The following is a 12,856-nucleotide window of genomic DNA, read 5'->3' as shown; positions in this document are numbered from 1 at the left end:
GCTCAGGCCAGCAGCCGCAGCGTCCGTTCCTGCGGCAGGGTCGCGACCGAGGTGCCGATCCGCAGCCGGTAGTCGCCCGGCTCGTACTGCCAGCCGCCGGCCCAGTGGGCCAGGTACCGGGTGGGCACGGCGACGTGGGCGCGCGCGGTCTGCCCGGCCGGGACGTGCACCGCGGCCGAACCGATCAGCCACCGCACCGGACGGTCGACGGCGGAGTCCGGCCGCTCGGCGTAGACCTGCACGACCTCCTTGCCCTCGCGTTCCCCGCGGTTGGCGACCTCGACGGTCACGGTGACGCTCTCGCCCGCCCGGGCCTCGGCGGGGCAGTCGACGCCGGTCAGTTCCAGGGTGGTGTAGCCCCGTCCGCTGCCGAACCAGTACGCCGGCTCCGTGCCGGACCGGAGCCAGGCCCGGTAGCCGATGTGGATGCCCTCGGCGTACTCGACGACGCCGTCGACGGGCGTGCAGTCGAGCACCGGCACGTCGGCCTCGGCCGCGGGCCAGGTGGTGGGCAGCCGGCCGCCCGGCTCGGTGACCCCGAGCAGGACGTCGGCGACCGCGTTGCCGAACTCCTGACCCCCGAACCAGCCGATCAGCAGGCCGGCGACGTCCTCCCGCCACGGCATGAGCACCGGCGCCCCGGCGTTCACCAGCACGACGGTGCGCGGGTTGGCGGCGGCGACGGCGCGGACCAGGTCGTCCTGCCGCCCGGGCAGGGCCAGGGACTCCCGGTCGTAGCCCTCGGACTCCACCACCGAGTTGGTGCCGACGACCACCAGGGCGACGTCGGCGGCCGCTGCCGCCCGGGCCGCCTCGGCGATCAGGGCGTCGGGGTCGGCGTCGGCGGGCTCGGTGCCCAGCCGCAGCGACAGCGCCCGTGCGTTGAAGCCGGTCCGCTCGCTCAGGTCGAGGACCAGCCGGACGTCGAGCGGCGTGCCGGCGGTCAGGCGCACCTCGGCGGAGGCGGTCGGCGGGCTCAGGAACGCCGCGCCGAGGTCGGTGCCGACCGGGGTGAGGGTCTCGTCGACCAGCAGCTCGCCGTCGACGTGGAGCTGCGCGTGCCCCACCAGGGCGCACCCGAGCCGCACCGTGCCCGACTCGGCCGGGGTCCAGCGGGTGCTCAGCTCGTAGGAGGCGGCGGCCTCGATGGGGGCGTCGCCGCCGAAGTACACCAGGTCGCTCGCCCGGCGGTCCTCGCCGAACAGCTCGCTGCCGTCCGCGGCCAGGAACCGGGCGCGCAGCCCCGGTGCACCGCTGACCGGGTTGGTCAGCTGGGACAGCGGCAGCTCGGCCACCCCGCTCTGCACGACCGCGCCGACCGAGTAGCTGACGTCGACGCCCGGGAGGGCCGCGCGGAGCCCGTCCAGCGGGGAGACGGTCGTCTCGGGGACGACGGTCGCGCTCCCGCCGCCCTGGGTGCGCGCGGCCGCCGCGTTGTTGCCGATGACCGCGACCGAGCGCAGCGCGGCGGCGTCCCAGGGGAGGGTCGGGCGCCCGTCGGCGCTGCGGTTCTCCAGCAGCACGGTGCCCTCGGCGGCAGCCTCGCGGGCGAACGCGACCCCGTCCTCCACCCAGACCGGCTCGACCGTCGGCCAGCCGGCCAGCGCCCCGACCCGCTGGGCCAGGGTGAGCAGGCGCAGCACCTTGCGGTCGACGACGGCCTCGTCGATCTCCCCGTCGCGCACCGCGGCGACCAGCGCGTCGCCCCACGGGCCGTCCGGACCGGGCATCACGAGGTCCTGGGAGGCCTTCGCCGACTGGAGGCTGCGGACCGCGGTCCAGTCGCTGATCACGACGCCGTCGAACCCCCACTCGCTGTTCAGCGGGGTCTCCAGCAGCTCGTTCTCGGTGACCGTGGCGCCGTTGACGGAGTTGTAGGCGCTCATCACCGCCCACGCGCGGGCCTCGGTGACGGCCTTCTCGAACGCCAGCAGGTACACCTCCCGCAGGGTGCGCTCGTCGGCCCGGACGTCGGCGGTGAAGCGCTCGGTCTCGAAGTCGTTGGCCACGTAGTGCTTCGGCGTCGCCCCGACGCCGTTGTCCTGCACGCCGGTGACATAGGCGGCGGCGAGCTCGCCGGTGAGCACCGGGTCCTCGCTGAAGGCCTCGAAGTGTCGCCCGCCGAGCGGGGAGCGGTGCAGGTTGATGGTGGGGCCGAGCACGACGTCGACGCCCTTGCGCCGGGCCTCCACCGCGGCGGCGGCGCCGAAACGGCGGGCGACGTCGGGGTCCCACGACGAGGCCAGTGCGGTGGCCGAGGGCAGGTTCAGCGACGGGTCACGCTCGTCCCAGAGTTCGCCGCGGACGCCGGAGGGGCCGTCGGAGACCAGGATGCGGCGCAGCCCGATCCGCTCGATCGGCCAGGTGGTCCAGAAGTCGCGGCCGGTGAGCAGCTGGACCTTCTCCTCGAGCGTGAGCGCGGCGAGGGCATCGGTGACGCTCGTGTCGGGACGTACCGGCGTGTTCGTCATGGGATCCGTTCGGTCGGGGCTGCTCGCGCGGGCGGCGACCCGGACGGTGAGGAGGCGGAGGTGCGTGACCTGGCCCACTCTAGGGCACCTACCGAGCGCTCGGTAAGGGCGCGTGTGCACCACCTCCGGCGTCCCGCTCCGAACCCGCCGACGTGGCTCGGTCCAGCGGGTGACGTCACCTACCAACCAGTCGGTAAGTGACGTGCCGCATGGCATGATCCCGGCACGGGGGCTCAGTGCCCGCACATCAGTCCGTCGGCGGCAAGGGGTCCTGCAGTGGTGGCTGAACGCATCGAGGGGCTGCGCCTGCCGCGGACGCAGCGCCGGCAGCAGATCCTGGCCGCGGCGGCCCAGGCCTTCGCCGAGACCGGTTTCCACGGCACCAGCCTGGCCGACGTCGCCACCCGAGTCGGCGTGTCCCAGCCAGGGCTGCTGCACCACTACCCGAACAAGCAGGCCCTCATCCTGGCCGTGCTCGAGGAGCGCGACGAGGTGCAGACCCGCTACCTGGACGAGTACTTCCGGGACGCGGACCCCAGCGTCGTGGACTGGCTGACGGCGCTCTGTGCCCGCAACGCCGACCAGCCCGAGCTCGTGCGGTTGTACACCGTGACGGCGGCCGAGAGCCTGGACCCGGCGCACCCCGCCCACGAGTACTTCCAGGGCAGGTACCAGCGCATCCGGCGCGCCGTCGCCCGCCGGATCGAGCTCGACCAGGAGAAGGGGCGGCTCCCGGCGACGTTGGTCCCCGAAGACCTCGCATCCGAGATGATCGCGTTGATGGACGGTCTGCAGCTGCAGTGGCTCATGCAGCCACCGGTCGACATGTGCGCTCTCCTCGAGCAGTTCCTCCGGCGGTTGGTGGCCGACGGTGCAGGGCGCGAGGGGGAGCGGTCTGATGGCTGAGGGGGCCAGGGTCGGCCAGCGCGCCGACCGCCGGTTCCCCCGGCGGGTCTACGGGACGGGGGCAGAACCGGACCCCCGGTTCAGCCTGGCCAACGAGCGCACCTTCCTGGCCTGGATTCGCACCTCGCTGGCACTGCTGGCGGCCGGGGTGGCGCTGGAGGCGCTCGACCTCCCCATCGCCGAGGGCGTCCGGCTGGCCAGCGCGCTGGTGTTCATCGTCCTCGGCCTGCTCGCGCCCGTGCAGGCGTGGTTCGGCTGGGTGGCGACCGAGCGGGCGCTGCGGCAGTCGAGGCCGCTGCCGTCCCCGCGACTGGGGCTGCTCACCGCGGTGGGCGTCACCGTGGCGGGACTGCTCGTGCTGATCGGGCTCGTCCTCCGGTGACCCGGGCCTCGGGCCGGGTGTTCGACGCCGGCCTCCAGGCCGAGCGCACGGCGCTCGCCTGGCGGCGCACCGCGCTGGCCATGGCGGTCGGCGCCGTCGGCGCCGGCCGGCTCGCCGTGCCGGTGTTCGGCGTCCTCGCGCTGGTGGTCGCGGCGGTCGGGCTGGTCCAGGCCGTCCTCGTCGCCCTGGCCGCGCGCCGCCGCTACCGGGTCGTGCACGAATCGCTGACCACCCGGGGTGACCTCACCGGCGTCCGCCAGGCCGGCGTCCCGATCGCCGCGCTCGCCTGCTCGGGGCTGCTGGTCGGTGCGCTCGCGCTGGGCTTCGTCCTCTTCCGCTGACCGGTCCGGGCGCCCCCTTGGCGCCTTACCGAATGGTCGGTAAGTTGCCTGCGTCACGTCTGCCGGCTCTCGAGCCCGGCGGTCCGCGGCCCCGACGAGGAAGAGGCGATCGCAGTGCAGCGACCGAACGTGCTGTGGATCAGCACCCATGACATCAACCCCCACCTGGGCTGCTACCGGGGCGTGTACCCGGGTGCTGAGTACGCGGTCACACCCCGGCTGGACCGGCTGGCCGCCGAGGGTGTGGTCTACGACAACGTGTTCGCCAGCGCCCCGGTGTGCGCGCCGTCCCGGTCGGCCATCTACACCGGGTGCCACCCGACCTCGATCGGCACGATGCACATGCGCAGCAAGGCGGTGCCCCCGCCCGAGGTGAAGCTGTTCACCGAGTACTTCCGGGCGGCCGGCTACTACACGACGAACAACTGGTTCACCGACTTCCAGGTGCAGACGCCGGGCACGGCGTTCGACGAGTGCAGCACGACGGCGCACTGGCGGAACCGGCCGACCGACGACACCCCGTTCTTCGCCACCTTCCAGGGCATGATCACCCACGAGTCGCAGATCTACCTGGACGACGACGCGTTCGCGGCGCGGACCAGCCGGGTGCGGCCCGAGGACCGGCACGACCCGGCCGAGGCGCCGCTGCCGCCTTACCACCCGGACACCCCGGTGTTCCGGCAGGCATGGGCGCGCTACGCCGATCTGATCACCGAGATGGACCAGTGGGCCGGGGACTTCCTCGACCAACTGGAGGAGGACGGGCTCGCGGAGAACACCGTCGTGGTGTTCTGGAGCGAGCACGGGCTGGGCATGCCCCGGGGGAAGCGCTGGTCCTACGAGAGCGGGCTGCGCGAGCCGCTGATCGTGCGCTGGCCAGGTGTCCTGGCTCCGGGTCAGCGGCGTACCGAGCTGATCCAGCTGATGGACCTGGCGCCCACCATGCTGGAGGTCTGCGGCATCCCGGTGCCCGAGCACATGCAGGCCAAGCCGTTCCTCGACCGGACCGGCGCCTTCCTGACCCAGAACGAGTACGCCTTCGGCGGGCGCGACCGGATGGACGTGCAGGAGGACACCTGCCGCACCGTCCGGGACGCGCGGTACCGCTACATCCGAAACCTGCACCCCGACCGCTCCGGCATGCAGCACTGCGAGTACCCCGACCACCTCGCCACCTGGGCGGAGTTCCGCCGGCTGCACTCGCTGGAGGGCAACCGGCTGGCCACGGGGCAGGTGCCCGACGTGCTCACCCCGCTGCAGCGGTCGGTGGTGGCGGCCAGCAAGCCCGCCGAGGAGCTGTACGACCTGCAGGAGGACCCGCACGAGACGGTGAACCTGGCCGGCGACCCGGCGCACCGGGAGGTGCTCGACCGGCTCCGGGCAGCACTGGACGGCTGGATCGAGGAGTACGGCGACCTGGGTCAGGTACCCGAGGACGAGCTGATCGAGCAGTGGCGCCCGGGTGGGCAGCTGCGACCCACGGCGGCGCCGGACGTCGTGGTGCGCGACGGGCGGCTCGAGGTCAGTTGTGCCACGCCCGGTGCGTCCATCGGGTGGACCACCGACCCTGCGACCGAGCCGGCGCCGCCGGCCTTCCTCGCCGCCGCCATCGGCTCACCGGAGCAGGACAACCGGTACTGGCGGCTCTACAGCGGACCGGTGGACCTGCCAGCCGGTACGGAGGTCTGGGTCCGCGCATGGCGGCTCGGTCATGCGCCGAGCGAGGACGTCGCCGTCCCGGCGACCTGACGCGCCTCAGATAACGGTTCGGTGACATCGGCGTGAGAAGTCGATGACCTCTTGCCCCTTACCGAATGCTCGGTAAGTTAGCTGCGTCACGTGGTTCCCGTCACGTCGGACCCGTGCCCGCTGCGCCATCCGGGGAGTCGTCGCTCGACACCCGGGCCCAGAACTCAGTGAGGAGTCTGTCCATGCGCAAGTCCACCAGCACCCGTCCACGCCGGACCGGGGTCGCCGCCCTGGCTCTGACGTCGTTGCTGGCCGCCGGCTGCCAGTCCGCGGTCGAGCAGGCCGACGACGCGGCCGCCTCGGGCGACGGGGAAGCCACCTGCCAGCAGGGCGGCACTCTCGTCGCCGCCGCCAACACGCCCCCGGAGATCAGCCGTGTGCTCTCCCAGAGCGCGACCAACCTGCTCTGGGTCCGCGGCGTCTTCGAGCCGCTCATCAACGTGGACACCACGGACCTGGACAACCCCACGCCGGCGCTGGCCACCGACTGGGAGATCAGCGAGGACGGCCTGTCGGCGGTCCTCCAGCTGCGCGAAGGGGTCACCTTCCACACCGGCCGGCCGTTCACCGCCGACGACGTGGTCTTCACCGTCCAGAAGGCGATGGAGCCGGCGACCGTCTCCGACGTGAAGTCGATCCTCGCGAACTGGACCGTCGAGGCCACCGGCGAGCACGAGGTCACCATCACCTCGACCACGCCGCTGACCGACACCCTGGCCAGCACGCTGGCGCTGACCCCCATCGTCGACTCCGAGACCTACGACGGCCTGGCCGACGGCTCGCAGGTCGTCGGCACGGGTCCGTACCAGGTGGACAGCTACACGCCCGGCGCCGACATGGCGCTGACACCCTTCGCCGACTACTGGGGTGACGAGGGGCCGTACCTGGACCGCATCGAGATCACGATCATCCCCGACTCGACCGCCCAGGTCTCGGCCGCACGCTCCGGCCGCACGCAGATCTCCTACGGGCTCACCGTGCAGGACGCCCTCTCGATCACCGAGGGCAACGACCAGTTCGAGCTGTTCGACACCGTCTACGGCACGTACCCGATCGTCCTGGACGGCATCGAGGACCAGACCGTCCGGCAGGCCATCGGATACGCCATCGACCGTGAGCGGATCAACGAGCAGGTGTTCGGCGGTCTCGGTTCGACCGACGGCCTCTACTGGGCACCGGGCTCGGCCAGCTACCCCGAGGACCTCGCCAACGCCTACGAGTACGACCCGGACCGCGCCCGGCAGATGATCGAGGAGGCCGGCGCCGCCGGCATGGAGGTGCCCATCACCACCATCAACATCCCGGTCCTCGCGGCCGAGTACGAGATCATCGCCAACAACCTCACCGAGGTGGGCCTCAACCCGACGCTGAACGCGCTGGCGCCGCCGGACTACCAGCAGCGCCTGTCCAGTGGCTCGGGTGGCACGTACCTGTCGCTGCGCGGCATCAACGGTTCGCCGGCCTTCCTCCTGCAGACCAACGCCGACCTCCGCCTGGAGGGGGCGCACCGGCAGTTCAGCACCCCCGAGTACGAGGAGCTGGCCCAGGCGGTCATCCAGGCCAGCAGCGAGGAGCAGAGCGTCGAGGCGGTGCGCGAGCTGACCGAGTACATGAACGACCAGGCGTTCCTGCACCCGCTGGTGTCGCAGTCGGGTGTCGCGGTGCAGACCGCCGACGTCCAGGACGTGGACGTGGCGATCGGTGGCTGGATCCCGACGAGGACCTGCTTCACCGAGTGAGCGACCGTCCTGGCCGGGTGGGCGCCTGCGTCGGTGGCCACCGGCAGCGCGCACCCGGCCAGGACCACCGCTCTGCGGTCCGGACGTCTTCCGATCCCGATGAGGAGTGCATTCGTGAGCAAGCCCGCAGCCGCCACCAGTCCAGGTGGCGGACGGAGCCATCCGGCCCCAGGTGGCCGAGGGGACGTGCCGGCCGTCGTGCAGCCGACGTCGCAGGGCACCGCCGCCGTCCGTCGGTCCGACGTGGGTCGGGTCTGCTGACGTGATCCGCTTCCTGATCAGGAGGATCCCGTCGGTCGCGCTGGTGCTGGTCGCCACCAGTGTGATCGCCTTCCTCCTGCCACGACTGGTGCCCGGCGACCCCGCCGCGGTCGTCGCCGGCCCGGACGCGTCGGCGGAGACCATCGCGGCGATCCGTACCGAGCTGGGGTTGGACCGCCCGCTGGTCAGCCAGTACTTCGACTGGATCGGCGGTGTCCTCACCGGTGACCTGGGGGAGTCCCTGCGCTTCAACCGGCCGGTGGCCGAGCTGATCGGCGACCGGCTGGCCAGCACGCTGGAGCTGGCCCTGCTGTCGGGCCTGTTCCTGATCGTGTTCGGCATCGGGTTGGGGGTGCTGGCCGGTTCCGCCCGTGCCCGGTGGGCGCGGGTGCTGGTGGAGGGGACCAACACCGGCCTGCTGGCCGCCCCGCCGTTCCTGGTCGGCCTGCTGTTCATCCTGCTGTTCGGCGTCGCCTTCCGGCTGCTCCCCACCAGCGGTGAGGTCTCGCTGCTGGAGGACCCGGGCATCGGGATCCAGTACCTGGTGCTCCCTGCGCTGGCCCTGGCCCTGCCGATGTCGGCGGGGGTGGCCCGGCTGGTGCAGACCCGGATGCTGGCGATCCGCCAGGAGGAGTTCATCGACCTGGCGGTGAGCAAGGGCGTGCCGCCGCGGCGGATCAGCCTGCGGCACGTGCTGCGCAACAGCCTCGGCCCCGCGGTGGTGGCGATCGGCATCCGGTTCGGTGACCTGCTCGCCGGGGCGGTGGTGATCGAGGCGATCTTCGCCCGCAACGGACTGGGCCAACTGGCGGTCTCCGGGGCGCAGACCGCCGACTACACCGTCGTCCAGGTGCTCATCGTCTTCGCGGTCTTCATCGCCGTCGCCGGCCAGCTCCTCACCGAGATCGTGCTGGCCGCTCTCGACCCCCGAGTCCGATTGGGCTGATCGACATGACCAAGGCAATCGACACGTCGAGCAACGGACCCGGCGACCTCGCCGGGGACCCCGGCTCGGGACCGGTCCCCACCACGCACCCCGGGCGCCGTCGGCGCCGCACCGGTGGCGGCGCATGGTCGCGGTACGCCAGCGCGCTTCGCACCCCGAAGGGGATCGCCGCCGCCGTGCTGCTGATCCTGCTGGTGGGGGTGGCGGTGCTGGCGCCGGTCATCTTCCCCGGCGGGTACGACCAGCAGGGCCGGGGCGCCCTGGCCGGGCCCTCGGGGAGCCACCTGCTGGGCACCGACGAGTTCGGCCGGGACATCCTGACCCGCACCATCTACGGGCTGCGGACCGACCTCTCGCTGATTCTCACCGCGGTGCCGGTCAGCATGGTGATCGGCACGGCGCTGGGGCTGTCCGGGTACCTGTCCAAGACGCTGGGGTCGGTGACGCAGCGGGTGCTGGACATCATCCTCGGCTTCCCCGGGCTCATCCTCGGCATCATGATCGTGCTGGTCATCGGCACCGGGTGGCTGGCGCTCTTCCTGGCCATCGTCGTCGCCGGGCTGCCCGGCTTCGGCCGCATGGCCCGCGCCGGACTGCTGAGCGAGGAGCAGCGGGAGTACGTGATGGCCGCCCGTGTGCTCGGGGTCAAGCGGTCCACGGTGATGACCCGGCACATCCTGCCCAACGTGGTCGACCCGCTGCTGGTCCAGGCGTCGGTGTTCATGGTGGTCGCCATCTTCATCGAGGCCGGCCTGTCCATCGTCGGCCTGGGCATCAACCCACCGAACCCCTCGCTGGGCGCGATGCTCAACGTCGGTGCCCGGTACGTGCAGACGCTCCCGACCTACGTCATCGGCCCGGGCGTCATGCTGCTGCTGCTGGCGCTGGCCTTCACCCTCCTGTCCGACGCTCTCAACCAGGTGGCGAACCGGCGATGACCCTCTCCTCCAAGCACTCGGGCGCCACCGCGGTGGGCGCCCCCGCCGTCGGGGCCCCAGCTGATGGCGCACCCGGCACCGACGCCCTGCTCGACGTGCGCGGTCTGCGCACGGAGTTCCGCACCGCCGAAGGGGTGGTGCGGGCGGTCAACGACGTGAGCTTCTCGGTGCGCCCCGGCCAGGTCGTCGGCATCGTCGGGGAGTCCGGCTCGGGCAAGTCGGTCACCGCCCGGTCGATCCTGCGGATGGTGCGGTCGCCGGGGCAGATCACCGCAGGGGAGGTCCACTACCGCGGCACCGACCTGCTGACCCTGGACGACAAGCGGATGCGGGAGCTGCGGGGTGAGGAGATCGCCATGGTCTTCCAGGACCCGCAGTCGGCGCTGAACCCGGTGATGACGGTCGGCGACCAGATCGCCGAGGCGCTCATCGTGCACGGCACCGACAAGAAGCAGGCCCGCGCCCGGGCCCGCGAGCTCCTGGGGCAGGTCGGCATCCCCGACGTCGACCGGCGGTTGGACGAGTACCCGCACCAGTTCTCCGGCGGCATGCGCCAGCGGGTGGTCATCGCCGTCGCGCTGGCCAGCAAGCCCTCGCTGCTGATCGCCGACGAACCGACCACCGCCCTGGACGTCACCATCCAGGCACAGATCCTGCGGCTGCTGGGGCAGTTGCGCGACGAGCTCGGGATCGCGGTCATCATGATCACGCACGACATGGGCGTGGTCGCGGAGATGTGCGACGACGTCGTCGTCATGTACGGCGGGCGGGTCATGGAACGCGGGCCGGTGGAGACGATCTTCCGCCGTCCGCAGCTGCCCTACACCGCCGACCTGCTCGCCGCGATGCCGCGCATCGACGAGCAGTCCGCCGGCCGCCGGCTGCCGGCGATCCCCGGATCGCCGCCCGACCCGGCGCACCTGCCGCCGGGGTGCCCGTTCCAGCCGCGCTGCCGGCTGGCCGAGGACGTCTGCGCCGAGCGGGTCCCCGAGCTGCTGCCGCGGGAGGGTGAACGACACCTGGCCGCCTGCCACGTCACCCAGCGCGGGACGGAGATCCCGCCGCTGAGGGCGGACGACGCAGCCGGGTCGGCCCGGAACAGCGAGTCGAGGCCGCTGCTCCGGATCGAGGACCTGAAGGTCGACGTCGCGGGGGACAAGCGCAGCCTGTTCCGCAAGCATGAACCGGTCTACGCGGTGGCAGGGGTCAGCCTCACGGTCTCCAGCGGCGAGACGCTGGGGCTGGTCGGTGAGTCCGGCTGCGGGAAGTCCACGCTGGCCCGCACCATCGTCGGGATCAACCCCGCTGCCTCCGGATCGATCCAGGTCGGCGAGCACGTCGTCGGGTCCAAGGAGGGCGCCGGGTCCCAAGCGCTGCGGGAGACCGTCCAGTACGTCTTCCAGGACCCCTACGCCTCGCTCAACCCCCGGCGCACCATCCGCCAGTCGCTGGAGGAGGCGCTCGCGGTCCGTGGGGTGCCGACCGCGGAGCGAGGAGACGAGGCCCGTGTCCTGGTCGAGCGGGTCGGCCTGCACGAGCGGCACCTCGACCGCTACCCGCACGCCTTCTCGGGCGGGCAGCGCCAGCGGGTCGGCATCGCCCGTGCGCTGGCGGCGCGGCCGAAGTTGCTCATCCTGGACGAGCCGGTGTCGGCCCTGGACGTCTCGATCCAGGCGCAGATCATCAACCTGCTGGAGTCGCTGCGCGACGAGTTCGACCTGGGTTACCTGTTCATCGCCCACGACCTGTCGGTGGTCCGCCACCTGTCCGACCGGGTGGTCGTCATGTACCTCGGGTCGTTCGTCGAGATGGGCGACGCGGAGGCGGTGTACAGCAACCCCCAGCACCCGTACACCGCGGCGCTGCTGGCGTCCTCGCCCGTCCCGGACACCGCCGAGCGGGACCGGGAGCGGATCGTGCTGGGCGGGGACCTGCCCAGCCCGAAGAACCCTCCGTCGGGCTGCCGGTTCCGCACCCGGTGCCCGATCGGCCCGCTCGCGCACCCCGACCGCACGATCTGCATCGAGCAGGCACCGGCGTTGGAGCCGACCCCGACCGGCCAGCTGGCCGCCTGCCACTTCGCGGGGGAGCTGTCCCGCGCGGGGGCGCCGGCGTGACCGGCTCCTGCTGCGCCCCGGCCCGGGGGGCGGACTCCGCACCCCCGGGCCGCCCGGCGCCGGGTCCCGCTCCCGGGGTCGCTCCGGCGGGCACCGTGGTGGGGCAGGAGGCGATGGTGCACCTGCCCGGCGGTGCCTTCCGGATGGGGACGACCGACACGGACGGCTTCCCCTCCGACGGGGAGGGGCCGGTGCGTGAGGTCGAGCTGTCCCCTTTCCTGATCGACCGGTACGCCGTCCGCAACGACGAGTTCGCCACCTTCGTCGAGGCCACCGGGTACGTGACCGAGGCCGAGCGGTTCGGGTGGTCGTACGTATTCGCCGGCTTCCTCCCCGGCGAGCTGCGCCGGATCTCCCCGCGCCCGGACATCACGCCGTGGTGGGCGGCGGTCACCGGCGCCGACTGGCGCCGGCCGGAGGGGCCGGGCAGCTCGCTGGACGACCGAGGCGACCACCCGGTGGTCCACGTGTCCTGGGACGACGCGGTCGCCTACGCCACCTGGGCGGGCAAGCGGCTGCCGACCGAGGCGGAGTGGGAGTACGCGGCCCGGGGTGGGCACGACCAGCGGCGCTACCCCTGGGGGGACGAGCTCACCCCGGGCGGGGAGCACCGGGCGAACATCTGGCAGGGCCGCTTCCCGGTGAAGAACACCGCCGAGGACGGCTTCGCCGGCACCGCCCCGGTCCACGCCTTCCCGCCCAATGACTTCGGGCTGTTCAACACCGCCGGCAACGTGTGGGAGTGGTGCGCCGACTGGTGGGGGACCGACCACCCGACCGGCCGGGTCCGCGACCCGGCCGGGCCGGCGGCCGGCCCCGGCAAGGTCATGCGCGGCGGTTCCTACCTCTGCCACGACAGCTACTGCAACCGCTACCGGGTGGCCGCCCGTACCCGCAACGAGCTCGGCAGCGCCGGCGGGAACACCGGCTTCCGCTGCGCCCGCGACGCCGGCTGAGCCGGCGCGTCGCCCGAAGCCCCAGCGTCCGAACCGAACCGTCCCGGAGG

General features: G+C 72.6%; 10 protein-coding genes. 9 read left to right on the top strand and 1 reads right to left on the bottom strand.

Translation table 11 applies throughout. From position 1 onward, the window contains the following. Positions 1-2 precede the first annotated feature (2 nt). Positions 3-2,471 carry a glycoside hydrolase family 3 protein gene (locus ACI783_RS07100; protein ID WP_457139783.1) on the bottom strand — a complete coding sequence of 823 codons (2,469 nt, stop codon included), beginning with the start codon at positions 2,469-2,471 and terminating at the stop codon, positions 3-5. A 279-nt stretch (positions 2,472-2,750) separates the two neighbouring features. On the opposite strand from ACI783_RS07100, the gene ACI783_RS07095 reads away from it, so the two are divergent. From ACI783_RS07095 to ACI783_RS07055, 9 genes are all read left to right on the top strand, one after another. Beyond that, on the top strand, positions 2,751-3,377 hold the full coding sequence (locus ACI783_RS07095) for a TetR/AcrR family transcriptional regulator (RefSeq protein WP_457082249.1): 627 nt from the start codon (positions 2,751-2,753) through the stop codon (positions 3,375-3,377). Continuing rightward, complete coding sequence (locus ACI783_RS07090; RefSeq protein ID WP_457082247.1) at positions 3,370-3,759, top strand: YidH family protein; 390 nt, start codon at positions 3,370-3,372, stop codon at positions 3,757-3,759. Before ACI783_RS07095 ends, ACI783_RS07090 begins: the two co-directional genes overlap by 8 nt. Continuing rightward, entirely contained in the window at positions 3,756-4,100 is a 345-nt protein-coding gene (locus tag ACI783_RS07085) for a DUF202 domain-containing protein (protein WP_457082245.1), read from the top strand. The genes ACI783_RS07090 and ACI783_RS07085 overlap by 4 nt, the downstream gene beginning before the upstream one ends. Positions 4,101-4,214: 114 nt before the next feature. Further along, positions 4,215-5,849 (top strand): sulfatase family protein, encoded by a 1,635-nt coding sequence (locus ACI783_RS07080; protein WP_457082243.1) that lies wholly within the window; start codon positions 4,215-4,217, stop codon positions 5,847-5,849. Positions 5,850-6,031: 182 nt separating this feature from the next. Continuing rightward, the gene (locus ACI783_RS07075; RefSeq protein ID WP_457082241.1) at positions 6,032-7,588 is read left to right on the top strand and encodes an ABC transporter substrate-binding protein; all 1,557 of its coding nucleotides are present in this window, start codon (positions 6,032-6,034) and stop codon (positions 7,586-7,588) included. A gap of 262 nt (positions 7,589-7,850) precedes the next feature. Further along, positions 7,851-8,795: an ABC transporter permease gene (locus ACI783_RS07070; protein WP_457139782.1), complete on the top strand. Its 945-nt coding sequence runs from the start codon at positions 7,851-7,853 to the stop codon at positions 8,793-8,795. Between the two features lie 5 nt (positions 8,796-8,800). Continuing rightward, entirely contained in the window at positions 8,801-9,733 is a 933-nt protein-coding gene (locus ACI783_RS07065) for an ABC transporter permease (protein WP_457082237.1), read from the top strand. Continuing rightward, positions 9,730-11,850, top strand: a complete 2,121-nt coding sequence (locus ACI783_RS07060; protein WP_457082235.1) for a dipeptide ABC transporter ATP-binding protein — start codon at positions 9,730-9,732, stop codon at positions 11,848-11,850. Before ACI783_RS07065 ends, ACI783_RS07060 begins: the two co-directional genes overlap by 4 nt. Before the next feature lie 113 nt (positions 11,851-11,963). Continuing rightward, positions 11,964-12,806, top strand: a complete 843-nt coding sequence (locus ACI783_RS07055; protein WP_457082233.1) for a formylglycine-generating enzyme family protein — start codon at positions 11,964-11,966, stop codon at positions 12,804-12,806. The last annotated feature ends 50 nt before the right edge of the window (positions 12,807-12,856 follow it).

Source organism: Modestobacter sp. SYSU DS0511 (genome assembly GCF_054050755.1).
This window is presented reverse-complemented; position numbering and strand designations above follow the sequence as displayed.